Raw genomic sequence first — 26,163 nt, forward strand, 5'->3', positions numbered from 1 at the left:
TCTGCTCCCTAATTCTGGAGACTTTTAGGCAAGAGTTCTGGTTTAAAGTTCTCGATTGATGGAGGATTTGGAGAGCAACCCAACCTTGCAACCAGTGTGAAAAAGTAACTCGCGGCGCAAACAGTCAGAGCATCTGACACATCCCCGACGCTTTTGGTTCACTTTAATGTAAAGCTGCGTGAATAGAGTGCGACACAGGACTACGGTTTGAAACTGATGAAATATGTCACCCGATCGTTGCAAATTCTCTTATGCCTCTACGCGCTATATCTGGTGAAGTCAGCCTTGGGAATTAATTTGTCGCAAAGGTATACTGCATGGGATTTTGTCAAGTACCCTGTCCACGACTTTATTGAAAATCCGATCACTCATTGATGGCAGCCTGTTCTATTCAACAATCCCACCGTGAGAAAAAGACTCAGCTTTCTGGAAGCAGGTACGATAGGGCATAAGCTTTGAATGCTGTTTGCAACATGACGATCGACCCCACCCCCCAGGATGCTCAAAAAAGCGTAGAACAAAATGGCGTAGAACAAAATGGCGCTCAACCCTATCCCGTCAGTGCTGCCATTCCCTCTAAAGCTGAGATTTCTAGAGAAAGAACGGCCGCAACCTTTGCCTCTGGCTTATCAGGAAACGCTCAAAATTCTATATCGAGTTTGACGATCGCTCGCCCTGCAATTTCTCTGATTTTGCTGGTGGCGATCGTCATTTTGATTGCGGGACTGTGGATCAATAGTTTTTGGCTGGTGTTGGCGGGGGCGATCGTCACCCTGATTTTGTCGATACGGGTGCTTTATCCTGTATTGCGACCGATCTTGGCGGAGTTGGTTTCTGAGCAAGAAGGGGCGATTTTTATCGCTTCGTTGGGGCTGACAGCGGCCGTGGTTGGCTTTTTGAAACTGGTTGGATTTGGGAACACGCTCCTCATCTGGTACAAACAGCTAAACTGGGACGCGATCGGAGCATTGGGCGAAGTGTTTGGGGCGTTGGGGCAGATTTTTATCGCGATTCTGGCGGTTTACATTGCCTGGCGACAGTATGTGATTTCTAAAGATCTGACGATTCAACAAAACACGATCACGCAGCAACAAACGATCGACACCTACTTTCAGGGCATTTCTGAACTGGTACTAGACGAAGAAGGACTGCTCGAAGATTGGCCCCAAGAGCGCGCGATCGCAGAAGGCAGAACGGCCGCCATTTTGAGCAGTGTAGACGGATCTGGAAAAGCCAAGATTCTTCGATTTCTGTCTCGTGCCAAACTGCTGTCACCTCTGAAGCGCGATCGACGACTGGGACGGGCAATTCTCGATGGCTCTGGGGGCTATGCCGAAGATCGCAACTACGGAACCAGAGTGATTGATTTGGGCGTGATGTTGGCGGGGGCAAATCTGTCGGAGACTGACCTGCGCTGGACAGATTTAAGTGAGGCAAATTTGATTCGGGCTAACCTGACCTGTTGTGATCTGGTCAAAGCAAACATGGCGCGAACCATTCTCTATGGTGCCATCTTGAGGGGGGCTGACCTAAATGGAACTCGCCTCTTTTATGGAACCGCCGAAGCCGCCTCTCCGCGCAGTCGCACTGACCCACCCAACTACAAAACAGGTGCCCAAACGGGTGCAGTCGTTGAAAATGCAGACTTTACCGATGCAGAAGATATGTCTCCTGAGCAGCGTTATTACTGTTGTGCGTGGGGCGGCTCAAAGACGCGATCGACCATTCCCGGTGGCTGTGAAGGGATTCCAAATAAGCTGGGACGCTGAAGAGCCAATTGAAATGGGTGCGTTTCTACAGATCGACTAATTCCCTCATCAATAAGAACTCTAAAATCGAATCTCTTGTCTTAAAGTCTCTCAAAATTGGCAGGTTGGAGGGCAGAAGATCTCAGCCTGGTTGACTGACAAAACTCCTGAAACCCTCGATTTTTCGTAGGTTGGTGTTGAGCAACGCGAAACCCAACAGCAGCCTTTCTACCGTTGCTAACGTTGGGTTTCACCAGGTTCAATCCAACCTACCTGAAAGGATTTGTCAGTCAATCAGGATCTCAGCACCGCAGCGAAAAAACTTGCGAACTAACTTTTATCAACAACCTGACTGCCATGACTGCGAGGATCGGCTGCACTATTGGCCGCACTATCTTTCGTCTCGACTGAAGTAGAGAAGGCTGAGGTTTGTCCGGTACTTTGTGCATAAGGCAGGGCAGTTCCTTCTGTCAGAGCGACTAAATTAGCTTCGATGACGCTGCGGGGCTGTTCTCCGATCGCTTGTCCAATTCCTTCTCCGCCTGCTTTCATATAAACAAAATGCGGAATTCCATCGACTCGATAGTGCAAAATTTCGGGAAGCCACTTTTCGTTATCCACGTTGAGCATCACAAAGTTAATACGATCGCCATAATGATCTTTAAGCGATTTCATTTCTGGAGCCATCGCCTGACAGCTTGTACACCAGTTAGCGTAAAACTCCATTAGCGTCGGCTTGTGATTACTCAGCGCAACCTCTAAAGGAATCGCCTCCTTAACCATCGAATCAAGTGAAACTGAGGTTGTCTGAGTTTTTAGCCCCAATGAAAAAGCAACCGTCAGCACGATCGCCACCATCACGATCAAAAAGTTTCTGAGTTGTGTCCCATTTTGGGCAGGAGTCGTCGAGTTGGGTGAATCCGTAGCCATATGCTTGTGAAGAGTCACTGTATTTGTAGTCTTGTATTTCTAGTCTACTGAGCGATCGCGATCGTGCCTTTACAAAGATGCTATTTCCATAACTCCGAAGTTCAGGAATGCACTCGATCTGCTCTCTACAATGGGAAGATGACCTGCCAAAATCTGCCAAAATCCGATTGTGAAAAAACGAGTGACGCTGACATTTCCCAAACGCTCTGTACAAATGCCTGTCACCTATCGATTGGCAAAAGACTTTAATGTAGCGGCCAATATTATTCGCGCTCAGGTCGCGCCCAATCAGATTGGCAAACTGGTGGTTGAGTTGTCGGGCGATATTGATCAGCTAGATGCCGCCCTGGATTGGATGCGATCGCAGGATATCGGCGTGTCATTTGCCAGTCGAGAAATTGTGATCGATGAAGTGGCTTGTGTTGATTGTGGCTTGTGTACGGGCGTGTGTCCCACCGAGGCGCTGACCCTTGACCCCCAAACTTTTAGATTGACCTTTACGCGATCGCGCTGCATCGTTTGTGAACAGTGTATTCCCACCTGCCCCGTGCAAGCGATTTCGACTAATTTCTGAAGGGCTGAGTCGTTCGTCCTGAGATTTCGAGTAAGTCAATAGAACAGTTTTGAGCCAGAAGTTTCGTCTTAAAGTCCCCCAGAATTAGCAGCTTGGGAGGCAGAAGATCTGCACAGCGCAGCCACTTATATCGAGTTCAAGTTTTATTAATAACTAGTTCCTTCAAACTCAAGAGAGAATAGCTTTAGCTGTTTTGGAGGATTCTGTGATGCGACCGATCCGGACATTCAACGTTTCGCCTGCACTCCCGACTCGACTCGAACCGCTTCGCAAAATCGCCTACAACCTGCAATGGGACTGGAATGTAGAAACTAAAGATTTATTTCGTCGCCTCGATTTTGACCTGTGGGAATCAACCCGCCACAACCCCGTTCTCATGTTGGGCACAATCAGCCAAAAGCGCCTGCAAGAAGTCGCTGAAGACGACGGATTTATTGCCCAAATGGAACGAGTCGATCGCCAACTCGACGACTACCTCCAAGACCGCACCTGGTATCGCAAAACCCGCACCCCCACCGAAACCCCACCTCACACCTCACACCTCACACCTCACTCTGAATGCTACGCCTACTTCTCTGCTGAGTTTGGTCTAGTCGATTGTCTGCCCATCTACTCTGGCGGTTTGGGCGTACTGGCGGGTGATCACCTCAAGTCTGCGAGTGATTTGGGCTTGCCGCTGGTCGGTGTGGGATTGCTCTACCAAAAAGGCTACTTTGCCCAATATTTAAACGCTGACGGTTGGCAACAAGAACGCTATCCGATCAACGACTTTTACAACATGCCGTTGCATTTGGAGCGAGATAAAACCGGAGCAGAATTGAGAATTGGAGTCGAGTACCCCGATCGCACTGTCTACGCCCGTATCTGGCGCGTCCAAATAGGCACCGTTCCGCTTTATCTGCTCGACACCAACATTGAACCCAACAAAGAATACGATCACGACATCACTGATCAACTCTATGGCGGCGACCTTGACATGCGGATCGATCAAGAGATCATGTTGGGAATTGGCGGTGTGCAGATGCTCAAAGCGTTGGGGTTGAATCCCACTGTCTACCACCTGAATGAAGGTCACTCCGCGTTTCTGTCACTCGAACGGATTCGCCTGATGATGCAAGAAGACGGATTGACGTTTGCTCAAGCTCAACAGGTCGCCCAAGCCACACAGATCTTCACGACACACACGCCCGTCCCCGCCGGGATTGACCTATTTCCACCCGACAAATTGATGCATTCAGTCGGCCGCTACGCCTCGATTTTTGGCTTACATCGAGAAGAATTTTTGGCACTAGGACGCGAGAAAACTGGGAACTTGGAATCCCCTTTTAGCATGGCGATTTTGGCGATTAAGATGGCTGGCTTTATCAATGGGGTGAGCAAACTACATGGTCAAGTCTCACGGCAAATGTTCAAAAACCTGTGGACTCAAGTGCCCTTAGAAGAAGTGCCGATTACGTCAATTACGAATGGCGTTCATGCGCGAAGCTGTGTCGCAAAACCCACTCAAGAACTGTACGATCGCTACCTCGGTCTCGGTTGGTCAGATGCCCCCAGTTATTCCCCCATCTGGGATCGCGTCAAATCTATTCCCGATGAAGAACTCTGGCGCAATCATGAACGCTGTCGATCGGAGATGGTGCTGTTTATTCGCGATCGATTAGAGAAAAGTCTGCGCGATCGGGGGTCTTCTCCAACTGAAATCGCACAGGCGCAAGAAGTGCTTGATCCGTCGGTGTTGACGATCGGATTTGCGCGACGATTTGCAACTTATAAGCGGGCTACGTTGTTTTTGCGGGATCTCGATCGCATTCACAAAATCCTCTCTGGTAACCATCGTCATAAAGTGCAGTTTGTGATCGCAGGCAAGGCCCATCCCAAAGATATTCCGGGTAAAGAATTGATTCGCGATCTCATTCACTACACTCGCACCAGTGGCGTTCACAATGTTGTGTTTGTTCCCGATTATGATATTTATGTAGCGCGGTTAATGGTTGCAGGCTGTGACGTTTGGTTAAATACACCCCGTCGTCCGAGAGAAGCCTCTGGCACCAGCGGCATGAAAGCCTCAATGAATGGATTGCCCAATCTCAGCGTTCTCGACGGCTGGTGGGACGAAGCCGATTACGTAAAAACCGGATGGGCGATCGGGCATGGCGAAGACTACGACGATATCAACTTTCAAGACACCGTAGAAGCCAACGCCCTCTATGATTTGCTAGAGAAAGAAGTCGTCCCGTTGTTTTACGATCGCGACGAAGACGGCTTGCCCCGCAAATGGGTCGCCAAAATGAAGGACACCATTCGCTTAAACTGCCCTCACTTCAACACAGCGCGCATGGTGAGTGAATATGCCACCCGCGGCTATTTTCCGGCCAGCGATCGCTACGCCAATCTCACCGCCGATCAGTTTGCCCCCGCCAAAGATCTCGCCGCCTGGAAAGCCAAACTGTTTGAACACTGGTACGACATCAAAATCGAAGCCGTAGACATTTCTGAGCCAGCCGATGTCAAAGTCAATCAAGCGATCGCCGTCAAAGCCCGTCTAAATCTAGCTTCTCTATCTCCCAGCGACGTACAGGTTGAGCTTTATCAAGGCACACTCAACGCCGATGGTGAAATCGTAAATGGCGTTCCGGTTGTGATGGAGTGGCAAGAATCCGATACCCAGGGCCACAGCCTCTATACAGGCACGATCGCCTATTCTGCCAGTGGTCTTCAAGGCTTGTCATTGCGAATCTTGCCCAAACACCCCAATTTGAGCAACCCTTTTGCACTAGGGCTGATTTTGTGGGCGCTTTGAAGTGAGGGATAAAAGGAGGGAAGAGGGATGAAAGAAGAATTAGCCTCGTTTTCTCTTGACTTGATGTTGATCTTTTGCATTTTTGGTCGATCAGAAGGCTGACTCGTTGAATCGATCAGCTACTTCCAAAATCAACGCCAATTGCCACAATTTTTTCATCCCTCATCCCTCATCCCTCATCCCTCATCTCTTCCTCACTCCGCAACCGCTCTAACTCAGCCCGAATCGCTCCCAACTGAGCCGTCAACGCCTGGAGTTCTAACTGTACTTCTGGTGAAATGGTCGAAACGGGTGTCGCAGTCGTCGTGACGGTCGTCGTTGACGAGGTTCCCTGATTTCGCTGGGCCAGCATCGTATCGACAAAGGCCCGCGCTTCACGTTCTGTGACTTCGCCTTTTTGGGCCCACGCTTGCGTCAACTCATCAAGCTCTAACCTCAACCTTATGAGATTTTGTTCACGCCTGTTAGGGTCTTGCAGCGACTCGACCAGAGATGGTGTTGTTAACTCACTAAACTCTGACCTTAACCTTGAAAGATTTTGCTCACGCTTTTGAGGGTCTTGCAGCGATTCGACCAGGGAGGCGGTTGCCCCGATCGTGACGTGAAACCCTTTTTGCAATAGCTGAGTGACAGTATCGGAGTTCATTGCTTACAGGTAAAGATAGTGTGAAGTCATTCTGACTCGATCTTACTGCACCGCTTCAAGAGTGAAGAGCCATTCTCCTCCCTCCTTGCGAAGCGGATTACCCCAAAGGGGAACAGATCATCGAAGTTCTCCCTCCTCGCGAATGCGGGGCAAAGCCCTCCCTCATCCCTCGCCCGATCGCTGATAATACTCACAATCCATCCCACAAGGAGTGAACATATGGAACTGGCAACGACTCTCAAAGGTCAGGCAGTTCGCAATCAGGTGCGGGAAATTGGCATTAATGGCAATCATTGGTACGCAGTGGCCTGGGCAACCGACTTGCAGCCCAAAAAGATTCTATCAGTAACGGTTTGGCAACAGTCGATCGCCCTCTTTCGCGACAGTCAAAATCAGGTACAGGCGGTTGAAAATGTCTGTCCTCACAAGGGCGTAGCGATGGATAAGGGACAGGTCAAAGGAGATGCGATCGCTTGCGCCTACCACGGTTGGGAATTTAATGGTGAAGGCAACTGTGTAAATATTCCCTACTGGAAGTCTGGGCAAAAACTCCCCTGCGCTCAACTTCGTCCCTTCGCCGTACAGGAGAAATATGGGCTGATCTGGATCTTTCCGGGCGATCGCGCTTTCGCAGACACGACTCCTTTGCTCGACATTCCTCAATATGACGACCCTGACTGGCTGATGATTCCGATAAACGGACACTTTAAAGCACATTTCACCATTTGCAATGAGAACACGATGGATGTGTTTCACGGCTATCTACACAAAAATCTACAAGGCTGGTTCGACCCAATTTTGCTCAAGCTGCAAGAGACCGAAAATTCTGTTAAGGCTGACTATCAGGTGTCTTATCGAGGCGTATTGTCAAAGCTGTTGGGACTGGGAGAAGTCAGCGATTGCGTCACCACACAAATTATTTCGGTCGATTATCGCTACCCCAACTATGTGAATGATTTACAAGGCATTTCGTCGCTGTATTTGATGAGACTGCCGATCGCACCCCAAGAAAGTCGATCGTTTACCTATATGTTTCTCAAAGTGCGCCTGCCCAAACGTCTGGTCAACTTGCTGCGCCCCATTTTGCAGCCCATTATCTCAAATCTGCTGTTTATGCCGTTTTTGAGACAGGACATCGAGATGATCGAGAGCGAACAAGAAAACTATCTCAAAGATCCTCAACGCCGCTATGTCGAAGTTAATCCAGCAATTATCGCCGTACAAAGACTGATGGTGCGACAATACGAAGCCTTTAAACAGCACGCTTTGTCGCGCCCAGTCGAAACGCCCCAGCCCAAAGTTGTGAGCCGATAATCTTTGTTTGTTGCAAAATGTAGTCTCCACAGTCGCCCAATCGGAGTGCGATCGCATTAAATTACAAAAGTACCCGATGGAAATGCTGTCCATCTCCTGCAAACGTTCCCTCTCATCACATCTTATGAGAACTAACCAAATGACTGTTCAACACTGGCGTAGAGTCGGGGTTGCCCTCTTGCTCTCTGTCGTTCTGTTGGTGACGGGCTGCCAGCCAAAAGCGCCCTCTCAATTTTCTCAAGCTCAACAAGAAAGCACTCAAAAAGGCGTGACTGCGGTTGCGAAAGATGCGACTCAAGGCAGTGAATTTAATAAATTTTTCCCGGCTGCCAGTGCGGGGTACAGTCGTACTTTCTCTCAAGAGAAAAAAGGTTTTGCTGAAGCCAAGCTCAATAAAGGCGGCAAAAATGTAGCAATGCTTTCGATCAATGACACCACGGGTATTGCTGGATCGGCACAAAAGTACACCAAGAGTACCGAAAAAATCGGCGGCTACCCAATGGTCACTCTGGGCAACCAAACTACTAGCGTGCTTGTGGGCAAATATCAGGTCAAAGTTCAGTCTCGCGATCCGTCATTTACCCCAGCCGATCGCGAAGCCTGGCTACAAAAATTTAACCTCAAAGGGTTAGAAAAACTCAGCTAGAAACCCTTGAAAAGACCTAAAAACCGTTATTAGCTAGGAGCATTCATGAGCAAACCCATTTTTGAACTGGTGGACGAATTGCCCAAAGGCGGCACCACGGTGACAGCGCTCAACTCGCTGGATTTTGTGATTCCAGGTCAGTGGCAAAATTTGACAGGCTTTACCAATACGATTCGCGCGGTGACGGGTGAAAGCGATGATGCAATGATCCAGGCGATCGGCGATCGAGCCGTCTACCTTTACAATGACGAATCTCAGGGCTATCAGCGGGCAATGTGGCTCTATCAGACCGTAGACAACGCAGCGGGTGCTTTGGGCGCGGCGGCCATGGCCAACAAAATTGGTCAAGACATCTCATTTTTAGGATTTTTGGGCAACTTGACTCCCAAGCCAGAAAAAGTCCAGAGTCTCGACCTGACGATCAAATTGGTCGTCGAACTGGTGGCTTTTTGCCAGATTAACGGCATTCCGGGTGACAGCATTGGCGACTTTTTGGGGGCGTTGGGCGACTATAGCGGCGAGTCTCTGATGCGAATGGCCGCCCTGGTCTGCTTTGACGGCATCATTCCGCTGGGCGCAGACTTTATCAACATGGGGCTGTCTACAATTTCTCAAACCAGCCCCGACGAACTGCAAAAAAACCAGACCTTTAAAAGCGTCAGTCCGCTGATTCCCGGTGGCAATCCTGCGGGTCAGTTGGGATTCATTACCCAAAGTTTTGACTCGGTAAAGGGCTGGATGGGCGATTTTGTCGGATCTCGCAATCTGACCCAAGAAAGTCTGTTGAGCAACGTCAAAAAGTACGTCGATATCTCCGCCGACAAACTGGACTACGTGGGCGCATTTCTAGATGTGGCGGTCAAATACTACACCCACACCGGAACGCAAACCCTGGCGCGACGCTTGATCGAACGGGCGGTCGCAGAAATTTAACGTAAATTCGATCGAATCTTTCACTGCGGTTATCAGCGTTGACCCAGAAATCTTGTCTAAAAGTCCCCCAAAATTGGCAGCTTGGGGGGCAGAAGATCTCAACAACGCAGCGAAAGAACTTCATCGAACCAACGTAAATTTAGGAGACATGCGGACGGCCCATTTTTAGACGATCGCTCCCCTGAGCGTTGTTGTCTAACCGTCTCTGATTCACTGCTGATGAGAAACTTGCATTTGAGAAACTTGCATTTTGTCCATTCCTTCCGATCGCTCATTGCAACTAAATCCTGTTCGAGACCGTCCTATTGTGAGTAGTCGTACCCCCAGTCATTCACGGCTGGCTATGAGGCTCAGGCGGTCTTTTTTTGTGAATCATTAGTTTGTACCTCCTGACTTCGAGTGCTTACTGATAAGCTGTATTCAGACAATTGACGATCAAATGCATGTTTCTAATATCCAGCTTTGTATCTGATTGATAAGCGAAATCTTTCGCAGGCAAATATACTGTTGAGTCAAAGCGATCTCTTCGAGTTACCCGCAAGGGGTCGCTTCGAGTTACCCGCAAGGGGTTGCTCAGGTGGATTTTTTCAGAGGAATCGCGATCTAGAAAGGTGAGAGGAGCTAACTGTGCAAGTTGTCAAGGAGTATGTGCGGCGCTGGTACGAAAGCGGATTAGACCCCGATGAGTACATCTGCCATAAACGCCAAGGAAACTTTGTTGAAATTGAAGAGGCTGAAACGGGCAAACGCCGTACCGTTCTCACCTTTTGTACCAATGACGTTTTGGGGCTGACCCAGGAAGAATCGGTCAAACAGGCGGCGATCGATGCCATTTTGCAGTACGGAACGTCTAATAGTTCTACCTCAGTGCTAAGTGGTCGAATCGATCTCCACCGTCAGCTAGAAAACGAAATTTCTGCCTTCAAGCATTTGCCGAATACGCAGCTATTTCTCAACGCTTGGATGGCGATGCAGGCGCTGATGGATGCCTTTTGTCATCTGGCGATTCCGGTTCCTGGCTTTCAAAACAACCGCGAAACGCTGATCTTGACGGATGTGTTGAACCACGGCTGTATCGTGACGGCTCTGGCGAATGCGGGCACTCGTTCTGGAAAAATGTTTGGGCATAGTGCAAGGGTGCGGGTGCGGGCGTATCGTCACTGTGATGTAGAGGATCTGGCTCGAAAGCTAAAACGCTATGCTCAACCGGACGATCGCATCATGGTGGTTTCGGATGCGGTCTTCTCAATGGATGGTGACATTGCGCCTCTGCCTCAGATGTTAGACGTGTTGGAGAATTATCCAGACAGCACCCTGCTCATGGATGAGGCTCATGCGAGTGGGGCGATCGGGGCCACAGGTCGAGGCATTTACGAATACTTTGGTCTCAAGCCTCAAGATGCGATCGCGCGTGGTGTCAATCCGTTGATTATGACGACATTTTCCAAGTTTGCGGCATCAGCGGGGGCGGCGATTAGTTCTCATGTACCGGAACTGATTCCGCTGTTGAATGTGTCCCCGACTTCGATCGGCACGATTTCGCTTCCTGCCCCGACCGCGGCGGCTGCTTTAGAGAGCATTCGTCTCGTCGCCAATCAGCCAGAACGGGTAGAGCGCTTGCAGGAAAACACGAAATATCTGCGATCGCACCTTGCGGCCAATGATTTTGTGGCGATCGGCGAAACCAACGTCGTGCCTGTGTTGTTGCCCCCCGAACTCAACCCCAAAGAATATGCCAGGGAGTTGATGGACTTTGGCATCTGGGTGTCTCCGATCTGGTTTATCGCCAAGCCGCGCATTCGGATCACCGTCAACGCCCTGCACACCAAAGAAGAGATGGATCGCTTGGTGACGGGTATGGTCAAGAGTCGCGATCTGGTTTACCAACCCACAATTAGCGCTTAGACAATTTCAGATTGGGTGTTTAATGGGTGAACGGGCGATCGCTTCTAAACGAGGGGGCGATCGCTTATTTTATGACTTTGCAAATCGTTTGACTGCTGAAAGCCTGGTATATTTTTCCATAGCAATAACTTCAACTTTAGAGGAGATAGTCTACTCGTGAAACCCTCTGTTATCAAAAACTCTGTAGATTCTGTATCATCTTCTTTTCAGGTTATTCTGGTCACCAATGCAGCAGAAAAAGCTCTGTTTTTAGAAGTGCCTAACGTTGTATACACCAACGATCGCAATTGGGTTGCTCCACTGCGAAGTGATGTAGCCAAAAAGTTTGCGGCAGACAATCCCTTTCTTCAATACGGCAGACTTCAGCAATTTATCGCCGTTAGAAATCAAACCCCGATCGGGCGAATTGTCGCAGCCGTCAACGATCGCTTGGTTGAACGAGAAGGCATGGCGATCGGCATCTTTGGTTTCTTTGAATGTGTTGAAGAGTTTGAAGTGGCGCAAGCTCTGTTGAATGCGGCGGGTGAATGGCTAAAAGAACAGGGAATGACGAGAGTGAGAGGCCCGATCGACCTTTCAACTCACAACAATTGTCTGTTTTTGGTTGATGGATTTGACTCGCCGCCGATGGTGATGATGCCCTACAATCCCGCTTACTACCCACAATTTTTAGAGCAGGATCATTGGCACAAAGCAAAAGATGCCTACGCTTATGATTTTCGGTTAGATAAACCGTTGCCTCCAGAGTTTGAAAAAGGCTATCAAATTGCTTGCAAATCAGGCGTTAAGTTTCGTCCTTTGAATACAAAAGAAGGATTTGAGAAAGATGCAATTAGCCTTTATCAGTTGTTTACCAAAGCCTTTTCTAATAACTGGAGTTCGACCCCGCGCACTCAGGAAGAATTTTTAGAAGAAGCAAAATCGCTGCAAAGTTTAGTCGATCCGGACGTGTTTCCGATCGCTGAATACAACGGTGAAATGATCGGCTTTTGGATGGGATTGCCTGACTATAATATCGCGCTCAAACACGTCAACGGCAAATTGAATTGGTTAGGAATCCTCAAGTTTCTCTGGCACCGTAGACAGATCGATCAAGGAAGAGTAATCGCCATCTGTTCGCTTCCAGAATTTAGGCGAAAAATGGTTCCGTTAGGGCTAATTTATTTAGGAATGACGGGCGGAATTAAAAAAGGAAAACCCTACAAACGAGCAGAACTTTCCTGGGTCTATGAAGACAATTCTCCCTCACGTAAACTGATCGAAGCGTCTGGTGGAAAGATCTACAAAACCTACCGAATGTATGAAAAAAGCTTAGTTTAACCTGATACAAAACAGAGGACTATTTTCAGATGAAAGCATTTGTAACAGGGGCAAACGGTTTCACAGGGTCTCATCTCGTCAAAGCGCTAGAAAAACGAGGAGATTCTGTAATTGGATTGGCAAGAAAATCAAGTGATCTATCCCGATTGGCAGGTACAAAGATTGAGTTGATCTATGGCGATATTACCGATCGCTCCATTCTCCAACAAGCCATTCAAAAAGTCGATGCGATCTTCCACACGGCAGCCTATGTTGAATTGGGTTTAGTCGATGCGGCCCGAATGGAACAAGTCAACGTTGAAGGCACCCGATCGCTCCTTCAAGTTGCTCAATCTTCCAACATTTCAAAGATGGTTTATTGCAGCACGATCGGCATTTTTGGTGACACTCAAGGCAAAGTAATCGATGAGACCTTTCAACGAGTTCAAAAAAACTTTTCTTCAGCCTACGATCGCACCAAATACGAAGCACAACAACTCGTTGATCAAGCGGCGGCTCAAGGCTTTCCGATCGTCAGCGTCATGCCCTCTGGAATCTTTGGACTCGACGATCCTCACTTTATGCCCGTCCTCAATTCCTTTCTCAAGGGGCGCTTAAAAGTTTGGGCAGGCGGCGATCGCATTACGGGTGTAGTTCACGTTGATGATCTGGCAGAGTTGATGATCCTCGCAGCCGAAAAGGGCAAACCGGGCGACTACTATATTGCGTCAGCAGGCGATTTATCCACTCGCGACATGTTCCAAGTTTTTAGCCAAGAAACCGGAATTTCTCCCCCATATGAAGTGCCCGAATCGATCGTGCGCGTCGTCGGAACCGTGTTAGATGGAATCGGACGATCGCTCTCCTGGCAACCCCCGATCGACCGTGAGCGAGTGCACTATGTCTACGATCGCTGTGTCCGTGTCACAGGTGCCAAAGCTAGAAAAGAACTCGGATGGAACCCACGATCGGTCGAAACAACGCTCAAAGAACTCGTCGCCAACTAATCATTACCAGCGACACAATCTCTATATTCAAAATATTCAAAGAATTGAGAACAAGTAGCCGAGAGGAACCAGAAACCTGGAGATGGTCTGTGAAGGAGTCGTAAACTATCTGTGAAGTATCTGTAAAGTACTGATAAAAAAGTGAACTCGTAACCCGTCCATAACCCAGTCGTAACCCATCTATCCTGAACAATCCGGTAATCTAATTTTCTACCTAGAGTGCAACGGGTTGGGGCTACCTGTCCAAAATGGCGCTCACGGATTTAGAGAATAATTAGGGATATAGATGATGACAAAGCTTGGCTACTTAGTGTTTCAACGCATCACCACGGCGCGTTTGCTACGTAAAGTGTGTGTACTGGCGCTGGCTGTACCATTTCTGACAAGTTCTACGATCGGTTTTGCATCGGCTAACCAAAAAGAGAACAAAGGCGGAAATGAATCATACGCGATCGGACTTTGGGGCGATTTACCCTACTCAGACGTGCAGGCGCAGACAGGCGTACCTAACCTGATTGCTGACATGAACGCGCAAAAACTAGCCTTCACAGCCCACAACGGCGACCTGAAAGCAGGCAACTCCACGCCCAACTCGGTCACGCCAACTACCTGCGACGATGCTCTCTTTATCCAGTCGCTTCGCTACTTCAACGATTTGAAAGCTCCCGCGATCTTCACACCAGGCGACAACGATTGGACTGACTGCGATCGCCCCTCAAATGGTGCATTTAACTCGCGCGAACGTCTCGATCGTCAAAGAGAGATATTCTTTAGCACAAAGTTTTCTCTTGGTCAGCGTAAACTGGCTCAGGCAGTTCAAAAAGGGCCTCTATGTCTCGGTGTAAAGGGTGCCGTGCCCTGTGTCGAAAACCGCCGTTGGGAAGTTGGTAGAGTGACTTATGCAACACTCAACATTCAGGGTTCGTGTAACAATCTGTGCGACACTGCGCCTGACCCACAGGAGTATGCAGCCCGAAATGCAGCTAATATCGCCTGGCTGAAAGAGACCTTTAGAGTGGCAAAGGCACGTAACTCGGTGGCGGTGATGTTGATTTCTCAAGCCAATCCGGGGTGGGATCTCAGCGACGGAACCAGAGCAGCTTTGCGTGACCCAAGAACCCTTGCCCAGACGGATGGACAGCCCGATGGCTTCCAAGAATTTTTATTAGCATTGCGCGCCGAGGTGGTTGCTTTTCGTAAGCCAATCGCCTACGTGCATGGTGACTCGCACTACTACCGCATTGATAGACCATTCTTGGATGCTCAAGGCAGACGGTTAGAGAATTTCACTCGTGTTGAAACCTTTGGCAATAGTGCGGCAACTGGCAACAACGACGTGCAGTGGCTCAAGGTGACGGTCAATCCGCGTAGTCGCGAGGTGTTTTCGTATCAGACGCAGATTGTTCCTGATAATCGGGTTGCGGTTCCGGCTCCATAAGTTCATAGCTCTGATTAGCACTGTCTAATGAACAACTCCTCTCAAGGGTCATTGTGCATGGGGGGAGTTGTTTTTAATATGATGTGAATTCGACGGAATCTTTCGCTGCGGTTGTCAATCCGGGTAGCCCCCTAAATCCCCCACGAGTGAGGGACTTTGATTTGGAGGTCTTGCTTTAAAGTCCCACAAAATTGGCAGCTTGGGAGGCAGAAGCGCTTTACAACGAAGCGAAAAGACTTTATCGAACTGACGTTAATAGGAATTTGATCGACTTTATTTTTAGCGTCTGTTGTGGCTTTGGTGATTGTCTTGCTGTCTTTGACAAGTTGAACATTGATCTGACAGCACTTCTAATTGTGTGGTTTGGATTGCTTGTGCAGAGTAGTGTGTTTTGGAGATGTGTTTTTGCAAGCGATCGAACCAGGTTTGTGGAGTCGCTAGAGCATTCTACAAACTAAAATACAATCTGTAGATTACGTCTAACTTGCACACAGAGCATATACACTTTATTGTTTACTAACAAGCAGCCTGTTCTTTGAATTCAACCTTCTTGATTTTATGGAGAGCTTTTATAAACCCACCGAATTTTGTTTTGCCATTCAAATACCCATTACCGTTTAGAGCATCCGATACGATCGTGCCATCAAATAATGTGATCACAACTTTTATAGAAGTCACGCTAATGACAGGCGGTGGACTTGTGGTTACTTCTGTTACCTGAAATTGCTTCATGTTAGTAAAAGGAATCAATTGACCACTCACTAAAGGTAAACGAGAACCTCCACTAAAGCTGAGAGAATTTGCATCGACTGCAACTGGTGCTTGAGGATTGTCTAACGATGTAATACAAACTGTTTGGGTAGATTTTGGCGCTGGTGTGTTCGTTGCAATCACATCCGGTGAAGACGATGGTTTACTGGTTGGCTTCTCAGTATTCGGGGTAACACTCGGCTCAGATGTTGGTTGAGGAGAGGCGATCTTTGCATCAGGTGTTTTCTGAATCCATGCGATTAGAACAGGGCTGGCAAATACAGCAGTCATCACTGTTCCAATCAAAGTGACGATCGCCACAAAGATAGTTGGGTCAAGTTTATTCTTCTTAGACTGATTCTCTTGATCTTCTGAAGATGTCTTAGGCATCAGTAGTCACTCTCCACCTTAAACAGATTTCTTTTAATGGTTGGTATTAGTCCATTTAAACAATACGGTGCAACAGTTTTTAGACCTGCGAGGTAGATGCAAGCTAATCAGGATCTTACAATGCAACCTTCAGAAGCGAAACTCGCGAACACGCCGATCGCCAGTAAATCGGAAAAGCGGTGTTCCCTTTTGAGTGAGTAGCGTCCGACCCTTGCCCCCTAGTCGCACTCTCACCTGCAAACCATCAAGATTCCAGTTGTCGCCACCAATTCCACCGCTAAAGGTTGTTTCCAACCTAACACCGAGAATATCTTCAGGTTGAAGGGTTGCGGGTAGAGTTCGTGATACAGACTGACTTGAGTTGTCAATCCAGCGTTTGCGATCGTTGATATTATCAAACCGGATGGAAGTACCTGTGCGTAAAATCAGTGAGAGATGGACATTATCATTGCCACCGCGCAAATCGTCACTTCCCGTATCAAACTGGACGACTAACTCATTCGGTCGGTCTGTAACGGTTGGTGGCGTAGCACGCGAGTATTTGGTATCGACAAAGTAGGCACGCCAGCGTTTGTTGGGTTCTTCGGCGTAAGTGTACATGGCACCTGCCACGTTGGGTTTGAGTGTTAAGATTCGGTTCGGGAAATTGGGGTCATACACAAAAATCGAAACATCTTCAGCATTAGCATTGAGATTGCCTGTGTAGTCACCCAAATCGTACCCGATCGCAAGTACCTGGTGGTTGCCAGGACAACCTTTTGGGCATCCACAATCGCTACCGCAGGATTGCAGACCTAGGGGTACAGGTTGTCCTCGGTCAAGACGCTGGCGCAGTTCTCCCAATCGTCCTCCCCCAAACTGAAGCCCCCAGTTGAAGAACTCGCGATTACGTGCCCCACCGGGATTGAACCCATATTCTGCCCACTTATCAATATTGCGCTCGATCGAGTTGACCTGACGATTGTAGAGATAGCTTTGCAGGGTTGTCCCTTCAGCAGGCATGAAGTCTTGCTGCGGAATTTGGCTTCGAGCATTGAAATAGTCAAGTGCAGAATAGGCCATTCCACCGCATAGCCCACTTGTTGTCCAATTGAGTTCGCTAATGAAAATGTTTTTGAAACGGTTTGTGAATTTGAAGCCGTGTTCGTTAGGTTTGAAGCGTGTCATGACAGGTGCTGCGATCGCAGAGATGGGCAGCAAGAAGCTTATAACGCAAGCAGTGGTTGAGAAAAAAACGAGCCACCGAGTCTTCTCATAAAATTTTGAAATCTTTCCAATCGTTCTTGATTCAAGTTTAGTTTCTGTCATATCTGAACCAGTCAAATTGCATTCTTTTTTATGGTTCATCGTTTCCTCCACGTTTGGTAATTCAACAATTAGTTTCCAATAGGTAGATCCCCAACTAAAAGATCAATAGTGTAAGTGCTTGCAAGCAAATGATCATGGACAGACAAAATTCCGAGCGTTCTCATTGCTGATGGGTAAATTTACTTCCAGTATGTGTCTTAGATTTAGCCTCTCGTAGTACCCTTGAGGATAATTTTTAATGGATAAGGCAACTATGCTTCAACAATCTTATAACTGCGCTTCTACAGTAAGTTGAGCAGTCTAATGACCTAATAAATGGACACTTGCCTTGAGGTTGATTCCCAAAACCTGCGAGTTATTCCGATAGCCTGCACCTAGAGCTTCCTTGAGGAATCTAAGCCGAACTACGTAAATGATACTTCGGTGCAAATCAGGGGTTGCAAAATCTTCAGTATTTCTTATAACTAAAGAGTTTTGTTTGTTCAAAATCGACAGTCAAAAAACGATCGCTCACTCTGCACTAACCGCGATCGCTCCTTCTCAAAAAATTAGGATTCCAAAAAACCAAAAATTTGTGTAAGATATTCCGCAGGTGGATCAAGCGCCCCGAAATCTGATCTAGGAAATCAGACTCCGAGGACTTCCATCTAAAGTTATACCAAATTCACTAGTTACTGATACAGATCCTCGCCCCCTAAATCCCCCATTTTGGGGGACTTTGAAACGGCTTCCCTGATAGGTTTTTTTCAAATCTGAGAGATGGAAATCGGTTAATTAACTGATTTTTATGAGTATCGTTTGTTGGTTGATTTGGTATTAGGCGTAATAACTTCAGAGGCGTATGTGATTGTACACCGTCAGCTTTGCGGAAGTATCGGATTCTCAAAGTCCCCCAGAATGGGGGATTTAGGGGGCGAAGGATCTATAGCATTAACAAATTGATTGGGTATGACGTGAATTCGATGAAATTGTTCGATACGGTGATTAATCCGGGTAGCCCCCTGAATCCCTCAATGCTGGGGGACTTTGAACCGGGAATCTGATCTAAAAGTCCCAAAATTGGGGGGTTGGGGGGCAGAAGGGCTGATAACGAAGCGATAAATCTCATCGAATTCGGATCATAGCCAACAGAATATAGCCAACAGAGAAGATGTAGAATTCATTAAAGTCTGCGTCTTCTCTAACGCGGTAAAGGAAGGGACTGCGATCGAATCTCTTCTACCTCCAAGGCTGGCTTATCTTCTAGTCCTGACAGCGCACCCACTTGAATAACCATCGCTTTCTCGTCGGCCAGTCTTGTAAAAGGCTGAATCGCTTTAATTTGCACCCCTGCCCGAATCAAGGTATAAGCCACCAGTTTGACATTATCTTCACTAACATTTTTGCCATATAAAAGAATGTTAATTGGAATGTCAGTCACTTCTGGTTTTTTAATCTCCAGGTTAAATCCCAGTTTGGTTAGCGTTGCTTGTAGTGCTTCTGGGTCAACATCTTTGGGATAGTATTCAACTGTAATTGGCTGAGATTTCTGCACCATGATTTGAGTTTGGTCAGGCGCAGCAGGGGTTGTAGAAGGCATCGGAGAGGGTACAGGAGCGATCGTTTCGGATGAGGGCGTTGTCTCGGCGATCGAGCTTCCATCCGTTTGAGCCGCAAGTTTTTCAATAGTTTGACGATAGCTGTCGTTAGCCTTTTTGATCTGCTCGACTCGATAATCTTGTTCTGCGGGAGAGCTGGCCAACAGATCTTCGACTCCTTTATCAGTAAAGCCAAACTTCTTAAGCTGTTTGATCAAAACGGTTTTGTCTTGATTGAGTCTTCGCTGCTGTAGATTTAGCCCCTCGATCTGGCTCTTTCTAGCTTCAATATTGGTGTTGAGTTGTTGGATTTGTTGATTGCGTTCGTCGATCGTTTGATTGGCTTGATGAACTGCGAATACGATCGCAACGGTTGCACTGATCAAACTCGACAAAGAGAGAATCGCGCTCAACCGAACGATCTGTTTTGCTCTACGGCCTACGTCTGCAAGTCGCTGATCGGCCGCCTCAACTTCACGACTTTTGGTAATGTATTTGTGCTGTAACTCTGTCGGTATCGGCTCTTTCTTTCCTGATTGTGCTAACCATTCTTCAGTCGATTTCAAATCTTTTCCGCGCAAGAGAAATCCGTCATCGCGTCCGTGTTCCCATTCGATTGCTCGACGCAGTAACCGAGTGTGAGCTTGCACATGCGCTAAATCGGTATTAATTGCTTTAATCAGCTTGCGAAATGCAATGTTAAAGTCATCATTTTCTCTAAAAAAGATCCAATTCAACTCGGCTAAAACTGGGTGTACGCCTGTTGCTTCGCGACGAACGATCGGAATAATGCGTTTATTTAATGCGATCGCTTGTTCGAGTTCCTTGATACATTCTTTAGAAGCGGCCGAATCAGGCGTAATCACAAAAATAAAGGTGTCTGCATTCTCGATGCCGTGCGCGATCGCTTTGCGCCATTCTTCCCCAGCCGGAATGTCTTCCCAATCGATCCACGGATCGCGGTTGAGTTTGCGAAAGGCAGCATCCAGGATTTGAACAAATTCCTTATCTCGACGAGAATAAGAAATAAACAGATCATTCCTGCGCAGGATAGAGGGCGAATTAGTAGAGGGCATCAGAGTTTCCTCTCTAGCAGGAGGTCTTGACTAGATACAGGGGCAAACATGCAATTCACGGAGAAGGCCGGTCGTAAAGTTCTCCAATCTTGCCCAATCTGATAGAGAAATTAGCAAAACTTGTGACTCCGCAACATCCAAGCTGTGATCTAGGGAGAAACTATGCCAAATGCAGTCAAAAAATCTTTGGGAATCGGTCGAGGGCGCATTGTTTCATCGACCCAAACCCATAGCGCTTTTGCCGTTACTAACAACGTTTCTTCACCCTGTCTCCGAATCTCATAGTGGCGCGTGGCGCGAGTGCCCTTCATCGTTTCTAACCAAGTTTTGATTTCTAAATTGTCACCTGCGATCGCCGAACTCAAATATTCAATCTCAACTCGCCGCAGCACAAAAACGCCACCCAGTTCTCTGTATCGTTCTAGCGAAAAGCCCAGATGTTCAGAATGCTCGATCGCCGCCTGTTCTAAATAATGTTGATAAACTGCATTATTAACATGTCCTAAAGCATCCATTTCATAATGTCGAACTCGAAGCTGTGTAATAAAAGTCTGCATAAGAAAAGTGATATCAATTCAATAAAGTTTTTCGCTTCATTGTTTAGCGCTACTGCCCCCCAACCCCCCAAAATTGGGGGACTTTAAGACAAGAATTCCAGTTCAAAGTCCCTCACTTGTGGGGGATTTAGGGGGCGTTCCCGAATTTGCAGTCAGAGCGAAGTATTTCGTCGAATTCACTTTAATTAACTCAACTCTTGGGCCAGAGGCAGTCGAGGCGTACGTTTGGTTTTGGAATTTGTTTTAGAGAAGAGTTTGCTGGCTTCCTTGAGATCAACATTGCCGCCACTGATAATCACGCCAATCCGCGCATCCGGAACCGAAATAATGCCTTCGAGTAAAGCAGTCGCGGCCAAGGCTCCAGTTGGCTCTACCACAAGTTTCATCCGCTCCCACAAAAAGAACATCGATCGCACGATCGCCGCCTCTGAAACCGTCACCATATCCTGCACATAATGCAAAATCAAAGGAAAGGTCAGATTTCCCAAACTGGTAGAACGGGCCCCATCCGCGATCGTGGTCGGATTCTCAACCGTTTGCAGCGTGCGACTATAGAACGATCGCGTAGCATCGTCGGCTTTTTTGGGTTCAACTCCGATCACTTGACAGTGAGGAGACAGCGTGTGAGCAGCGATCGCGCATCCCGAAATCAGCCCACCTCCGCCACAGCAGACCAGCAAAATATCCAATTCTCCGACTTCTTGAATCAACTCTTGAGCCACTGTCCCCTGTCCCGCAATCACGGGCGCATAGTCAAATGGGGGAATCAGGGTTGAGCCTTGTTCAGCAGCAATTCTCTGCGTCACTTCTTCGCGTTTTTGAGTGGTGCGATTGTAGAAAATAATATCGGCTCCATACCCACGGGTCGCAGCTTGCTTAACCGCAGGCGCATCATCGGGCATGACGATCGTGACGGGAATCTGCAAAATTTGTCCCGCCAGCGCCAACGCCTGAGCGTGATTACCCGAAGAAAAGGCCAGAACGCCCCGATTTTTCTGTTCGTCAGACAACAGCGACAGTGCGTTAAAGGCTCCCCGAAATTTGAAAGAGCCAGTCCGCTGAAAGTTTTCGCACTTAAAAAAGACCTGACTGCGCGTGCGATCGTTCACCATTGTCGAAGTCAAAACGGGAGTCCGATGAGCCGTTCCCAACAGTCGGTTGGCGGCAGCTTCGATGTCAGAGTGAGCGATCGCGGGCAAAGACAAGGATTGATCAGTCATAGGATATGGCGGTTCAAACCGCGCCTACAGGTCGTTGATTTCCCGCCCTTTATTTTCCGCCGTAATAGAAGGCGACTTCTTTCTCTTTGAGAGGGGCAAAGTCGGCTGCGGTGAGCATTTGGTTGAGTTCGTCTTGGGGAATGTGCTTTGCGCCAATTCGGACGATTCTAGAGCGCATTGTATTAGAAACACCGCTCCGCTGACGACCCGCTTCTAGCCCCATGACTTTGGTATAAAGGTCAAGCTTGGCGGTCGGAATAGGCGAACCGTCGAAATCAATGCCCTGAGCGATCGCAACATCGATCGCATCTGCGCCCGTCGTGGACTGCATCTCTGAATTTGTTTCGGGTGACATGTGAAGAGTGATCAAAACTTACAAAGGTATCTTACCAAGCAATGCACACTCCACTCATTTGAGAAAGCAGCGATTCAAGAGTCGCAACAGATACACTGCTAGTAAGAGTTTGGATTGCCCTTTTCCCATGTTCAAAGTTATTACACCTGGATTTTCTCAAACCTACGATCGCTGGACAGATGCTCTCGAAGCAGGCAAATTGTTAATTCCAAAATGCAAGTGGTTTAGCGATATCCGCATTCTGGAAAATGGAGAATTGGTCTGGGTATACAGTCGATCGCATAAATTTCCTCAGTTTGTCGGGCCGGGAACCTACGATCGTTTGGCAGAAAAGTTCTTAATTGAAACCAGCGAGATAGAAATTGACTCAAATCAAGAACACGCTCAATCAGGAGACACACTGGTTCAACAAGTTCAATCAACAGAGACGGGAGCAGTCTACACACAGGTCACAATCACAAATTCTGCTGATCAAGAAATGATCAAGCGTGGAGTGCTTGCCCCACAACAGCTTCGCCAATATCAGGGACGGGCATTGGTCGATACGGAAGCCGTCAGGTTAGTTATTCCTCAAACGGTGGCAGAGCAGTTGGGTTTACGAATTCGCGGTCAGCAGCTTGCTCGATTTGCCGACGGATCTGAAGAACTGGTAGGTGTTACAGAAGGCATCATGATTGAATGTGAAGGACGCAATACAACTGATGAAGCACTCGTGGTTGGTGATGAAATCTTGATCGGTCAAGTAATTTTAGAAAAGTTAGATCTCCTGCCAGATTACAAAAATCAATGCTTAATTCCTAATCCTGTTAATCCTGATTATCCGGTGGCGATTATTAAGTAGCGATTTGCTCTACCAATCAAGCCACATCTTAAACGTCACTTTCATAAACATCAGTGCATTTATGGAACTGGTTACCCGATCGCTCTAGTCAACAAAGAATGTCTAAACGTTTTGTAAGTCGCGATCGGCTGTTGCCACTCGTTTGTATGTTTGCAAAGCCAATGCGAAAGGAACGTGAAGATTTTCTAGATTAGCCTGAAAACTAGAAATATTCGGGCAAAGTAAAATTACATCGTTTGTCATATCTGATACTAAATACATCCATGATCAAACCCCACCAGTTACTCGTTGCGCTTGTATTGTCTACAACAGGTTTAGCTGCCAATTCTCTAAACGCCAAAGCTGCGACGATCGTTCCCCAAACCACGTTGACTGATTCAGGGTTTGAGCAGCTCATTACCACAGGCAAATTTACAGAATCCTTTGTGGCTCAAAGTCGCATCGGCAATAATGCCACCAACGGCACTCAAGAAATCGATCTCCTAAACCCTAAAAACAATCTATTGCCCGTCGATCAAAAACAACGTCAGTGGACAAGTGGGCAAGCGGTTGATTTCTCTTTGGAGTATGACGGCTCTTTGGTGAAATACATCGTCGGCAATCAAACTATCAGCAGTAATGTATTTAGTGGAGCTGTGAGCGATATCTTCTTCCGCACTCGTGCTGCCGCTAACAGCAGTATGTTATTGAGCAATCTAGTTTTCAGCGATGCCAAGTCCAAAAATCTAGCAATCACGAATGTGCTGTCGTCTGGTTCTACCTCCAGCGATGTTGATTATCTGCAATTAAGCAAGATATCGGGCGCATTCAAGCTAACTGGTAAATCGACGATGACCTGGGCAGGAACCAGACCCAACAATTCTGCGCTGGCCTATCAGCTTAAAGTGGGCACCACTCCCATCCAAAAGAAAGTCCCCGAACCGGGAACGATCGCCGCCCTCATGCTCATAGGGTTAGCGATCGCAGGCAGCAAGAAAGCCAAAGCGGCCTAAAGACAGTCGTGATCGACGCGATCAATCTGCACATCAAACATTACAACAAAGGTGCCGTCGGGAATCTGTTGCCGTAAAAAGTACATATGACCGTCGGCATCGGCGCGTTTGTGAAAGCGATCGACCACCACTCGCTGCATTCTCGGTAATAAGCGAACGATCACCCAACACTTCAATCGCTCCCGATAGGTCACAGAAATCTCTGACGCAAAATCACTACGATCGGCGTTGTATGTCATGATTTACTTACCCAAAGTTTGCAGCCGTGCAGTTGCAGACTCTTGGCGGGGCGTGTAACTGCACTTCAGTTTTCTAATAGCCGTAATTGTTTGCTGTGCGCCTCGAAAGTTTCTCAAAACCCAGATCGAATTAGATGAACAGCGATTGAGTGCGATTCATCCCCATGTAGATCTTGAAACCATTCGTGACCATTTGGCGGTAATTCCTCTAATTTGTGCGGGAGGGTTGCCAGCGGGTGCGATCGGTCAACTGCCTTTGAGAGAGCGTTTTTATTGGCTGGTAGCGTCTCGAAGTACCATCATTCAGACTTCACGGGTGCATACTGGACTTTGCCAAGATCTGCCTGCCGTTCTTGACCGTCTCCTAGATAAAATGGTGCGCCCGTCACACGACTGCATTCAATAACACATCGGCACCATCGCGAACGGGATCAGTGCAGGGCAGTCCGGTTTGTTGTTGAGTTTGAGCGATCGCGTCCCTCGCTGCTGCTTCATCCAAATGGGCTGTATTCAATGCAATGCCTGCAACTTTTGTCGGTGCAAACGATCCGCCTGCGGCTGCTACCGTTTCATAGAGGTGAATTACAGTTTCAAGCGGTGGAATGGCAAAATCAGGAAAGGTGCGGATGTGAGTTTGTCCGGCTCGATGCACCAAAATCAAATGGGTCGCCTGACTGCCTCGAATTAGCGGTAACGTTGCGGTTGAAGCCGGACTGAGTAGAGAACCCTGTCCTTCAATGTGCAAAATGTCTGCCTGATTGCCATGACGCATCACCAACTGTTCGACTGCTCCAGACGCAAAATCCACCCGAATTGCATCTAACGGAATGCCATCGCCCGCGATCATAATGCCAGCCTGACCTGTGCCCAAAAAGCGCGATCGCAGCCCTCGTTTTTGAGAAGCCCGATGTAATTCTAAACTCGTCGCCATTTTGCCAACGCCCATATCCGTCCCCACGGTAAGAACTCTAAGGCAGGGAAGCGATCGCGCCACTCCACTTCCTACTTTTAACCCCGATGGCTCTTGCCGAATGTCCCAAATCCACTGCCCTGGTTGTAATTGATTTTGCAGTTCAGGAATTGCCGACATTCGCGTATGCAAACCGTTCATAATAGACATGCCAGCCGCGATCGCTTCCTTCAGTTCCGAGAGCCAAGCATCGGGCAACCGTCCGCCAGACGGCGCGATACCAATGGCTAATACCGTCGGTTGATAGGCTAGTGCATCTAAAACAGAGGCTACGATCGGCGCATCACAGGGAATATTCGTAAGCGATTGCAACGATTCTCCTGCACAGTCTGCATCAATGACAGCGGCGATCGTTTCTGGCCGATAGCGAATTAGAGCCAGTCCCGTTTTTCCCTGAGTTCCCCGAATGCCTTCATGGAGAAGAACTGCAACCCGATCGATGTCCGTCAGCATAAACTAAACTTGGTCAGGATCAATACCTAATTCTCTCAGACGAGTGGCAAGGCGATCGGCCCGTTGACGTTCTTCTTCGGCTTGCTGTTGAGCGACGTGGGCTAACTCCTCAGCTAACAAAACCAGATTGCCTTGTGAGTCTTGACACTCCCCGGCGTGAACGCACGGGGATTCTTTAATCTACGAGCCAACTTG

Annotated in this window: 23 protein-coding genes; 13 read left to right on the forward strand and 10 right to left on the reverse strand. The window is 48.0% G+C overall.

Annotation, left to right across the window (positions count from 1 at the left end):
- Positions 1-455: 455 nt before the first annotated feature.
- Entirely contained in the window at positions 456-1,769 is a 1,314-nt protein-coding gene (locus ACKFKH_RS27965) for a pentapeptide repeat-containing protein (protein ID WP_446861636.1), read from the forward strand.
- 309 nt (positions 1,770-2,078) lie between these two features.
- Here the strand turns inward: ACKFKH_RS27965 and ACKFKH_RS27970 are convergent, their stop codons facing one another.
- Complete coding sequence (locus tag ACKFKH_RS27970) at positions 2,079-2,678, reverse strand: thioredoxin family protein (protein ID WP_446861637.1); 600 nt, start codon at positions 2,676-2,678, stop codon at positions 2,079-2,081.
- Between the two features lie 169 nt (positions 2,679-2,847).
- On the opposite strand from ACKFKH_RS27970, the gene ACKFKH_RS27975 reads away from it, so the two are divergent.
- Together ACKFKH_RS27975 and glgP are read left to right on the forward strand one after the other, a co-directional pair.
- On the forward strand, positions 2,848-3,252 hold the full coding sequence (locus ACKFKH_RS27975; RefSeq protein WP_446861638.1) for an NIL domain-containing protein: 405 nt from the start codon (positions 2,848-2,850) through the stop codon (positions 3,250-3,252).
- Between the two features lie 208 nt (positions 3,253-3,460).
- Positions 3,461-6,052 carry an alpha-glucan family phosphorylase gene (gene glgP / locus ACKFKH_RS27980; protein ID WP_446861639.1) on the forward strand — a complete coding sequence of 864 codons (2,592 nt, stop codon included), beginning with the start codon at positions 3,461-3,463 and terminating at the stop codon, positions 6,050-6,052.
- A gap of 169 nt (positions 6,053-6,221) precedes the next feature.
- On the opposite strand, the gene ACKFKH_RS27985 is transcribed toward glgP, so the two are convergent.
- The gene (locus ACKFKH_RS27985) at positions 6,222-6,698 is read right to left on the reverse strand and encodes a hypothetical protein (RefSeq protein WP_446861640.1); all 477 of its coding nucleotides are present in this window, start codon (positions 6,696-6,698) and stop codon (positions 6,222-6,224) included.
- 219 nt (positions 6,699-6,917) lie between these two features.
- Here ACKFKH_RS27985 and ACKFKH_RS27990 point away from each other — a divergent pair, with 219 nt between their 5' ends.
- The 7 genes from ACKFKH_RS27990 to ACKFKH_RS28020 all read left to right on the forward strand — a co-directional run bounded on the left by ACKFKH_RS27990 (position 6,918) and on the right by ACKFKH_RS28020 (position 15,240).
- Positions 6,918-8,012 (forward strand): aromatic ring-hydroxylating dioxygenase subunit alpha, encoded by a 1,095-nt coding sequence (locus tag ACKFKH_RS27990; protein ID WP_446861641.1) that lies wholly within the window; start codon positions 6,918-6,920, stop codon positions 8,010-8,012.
- A 139-nt stretch (positions 8,013-8,151) separates the two neighbouring features.
- Entirely contained in the window at positions 8,152-8,658 is a 507-nt protein-coding gene (locus tag ACKFKH_RS27995) for a hypothetical protein (RefSeq protein ID WP_446861642.1), read from the forward strand.
- A gap of 45 nt (positions 8,659-8,703) precedes the next feature.
- Positions 8,704-9,591: a hypothetical protein gene (locus ACKFKH_RS28000; protein ID WP_446861643.1), complete on the forward strand. Its 888-nt coding sequence runs from the start codon at positions 8,704-8,706 to the stop codon at positions 9,589-9,591.
- Between the two features lie 627 nt (positions 9,592-10,218).
- On the forward strand, positions 10,219-11,496 hold the full coding sequence (locus tag ACKFKH_RS28005) for an aminotransferase class I/II-fold pyridoxal phosphate-dependent enzyme (protein WP_446861644.1): 1,278 nt from the start codon (positions 10,219-10,221) through the stop codon (positions 11,494-11,496).
- A gap of 156 nt (positions 11,497-11,652) precedes the next feature.
- The gene (locus ACKFKH_RS28010; protein WP_446861645.1) at positions 11,653-12,816 is read left to right on the forward strand and encodes a hypothetical protein; all 1,164 of its coding nucleotides are present in this window, start codon (positions 11,653-11,655) and stop codon (positions 12,814-12,816) included.
- A 29-nt stretch (positions 12,817-12,845) separates the two neighbouring features.
- Positions 12,846-13,802: an NAD-dependent epimerase/dehydratase family protein gene (locus ACKFKH_RS28015; protein WP_446861646.1), complete on the forward strand. Its 957-nt coding sequence runs from the start codon at positions 12,846-12,848 to the stop codon at positions 13,800-13,802.
- 289 nt (positions 13,803-14,091) lie between these two features.
- Positions 14,092-15,240, forward strand: a complete 1,149-nt coding sequence (locus ACKFKH_RS28020) for a hypothetical protein (RefSeq protein WP_446861647.1) — start codon at positions 14,092-14,094, stop codon at positions 15,238-15,240.
- A gap of 516 nt (positions 15,241-15,756) precedes the next feature.
- Here ACKFKH_RS28020 and ACKFKH_RS28025 read toward each other — a convergent pair.
- The 6 genes from ACKFKH_RS28025 to ACKFKH_RS28050 form a co-directional block, all read right to left on the reverse strand.
- Entirely contained in the window at positions 15,757-16,380 is a 624-nt protein-coding gene (locus tag ACKFKH_RS28025) for a hypothetical protein (protein ID WP_446861648.1), read from the reverse strand.
- A gap of 129 nt (positions 16,381-16,509) precedes the next feature.
- On the reverse strand, positions 16,510-17,547 hold the full coding sequence (locus ACKFKH_RS28030; RefSeq protein WP_446861649.1) for a hypothetical protein: 1,038 nt from the start codon (positions 17,545-17,547) through the stop codon (positions 16,510-16,512).
- A gap of 1,321 nt (positions 17,548-18,868) precedes the next feature.
- On the reverse strand, positions 18,869-20,341 hold the full coding sequence (locus ACKFKH_RS28035; protein ID WP_446861650.1) for a toll/interleukin-1 receptor domain-containing protein: 1,473 nt from the start codon (positions 20,339-20,341) through the stop codon (positions 18,869-18,871).
- Between the two features lie 149 nt (positions 20,342-20,490).
- A complete protein-coding gene (locus tag ACKFKH_RS28040) occupies positions 20,491-20,898 on the reverse strand; it encodes an acyl-CoA thioesterase (protein WP_446861651.1) in 408 nt (135 codons plus the stop codon).
- Between the two features lie 185 nt (positions 20,899-21,083).
- A complete protein-coding gene (locus tag ACKFKH_RS28045) occupies positions 21,084-22,118 on the reverse strand; it encodes a threo-3-hydroxy-L-aspartate ammonia-lyase (RefSeq protein ID WP_446861652.1) in 1,035 nt (344 codons plus the stop codon).
- 49 nt (positions 22,119-22,167) lie between these two features.
- Positions 22,168-22,473, reverse strand: a complete 306-nt coding sequence (locus ACKFKH_RS28050) for a small RNA NsiR4-regulated ssr1528 family protein (protein WP_446861653.1) — start codon at positions 22,471-22,473, stop codon at positions 22,168-22,170.
- A gap of 127 nt (positions 22,474-22,600) precedes the next feature.
- Between ACKFKH_RS28050 and ACKFKH_RS28055 the strand changes: the two genes are divergently transcribed.
- Together ACKFKH_RS28055 and ACKFKH_RS28060 are read left to right on the forward strand one after the other, a co-directional pair.
- A complete protein-coding gene (locus ACKFKH_RS28055; RefSeq protein WP_446861654.1) occupies positions 22,601-23,314 on the forward strand; it encodes a hypothetical protein in 714 nt (237 codons plus the stop codon).
- A gap of 263 nt (positions 23,315-23,577) precedes the next feature.
- A complete protein-coding gene (locus ACKFKH_RS28060; RefSeq protein WP_446861655.1) occupies positions 23,578-24,306 on the forward strand; it encodes a choice-of-anchor W domain-containing protein in 729 nt (242 codons plus the stop codon).
- Here the strand turns inward: ACKFKH_RS28060 and ACKFKH_RS28065 are convergent.
- On the reverse strand, positions 24,303-24,545 hold the full coding sequence (locus ACKFKH_RS28065) for a hypothetical protein (protein WP_446861656.1): 243 nt from the start codon (positions 24,543-24,545) through the stop codon (positions 24,303-24,305). The two genes, ACKFKH_RS28060 and ACKFKH_RS28065, sit on opposite strands and share 4 nt — an antisense overlap.
- Before the next feature lie 85 nt (positions 24,546-24,630).
- Here ACKFKH_RS28065 and ACKFKH_RS28070 point away from each other — a divergent pair, with 85 nt between their 5' ends.
- Positions 24,631-24,951: a DUF3037 domain-containing protein gene (locus ACKFKH_RS28070; protein WP_446861658.1), complete on the forward strand. Its 321-nt coding sequence runs from the start codon at positions 24,631-24,633 to the stop codon at positions 24,949-24,951.
- Here the strand turns inward: ACKFKH_RS28070 and ACKFKH_RS28075 are convergent.
- Positions 24,931-25,968: a DUF1611 domain-containing protein gene (locus ACKFKH_RS28075; protein ID WP_446861657.1), complete on the reverse strand. Its 1,038-nt coding sequence runs from the start codon at positions 25,966-25,968 to the stop codon at positions 24,931-24,933. The genes ACKFKH_RS28070 and ACKFKH_RS28075 overlap by 21 nt on opposite strands.
- Positions 25,969-26,163 lie beyond the last annotated feature (195 nt).

It is taken from the genome of Phormidesmis sp. 146-20 (assembly GCF_052939475.1).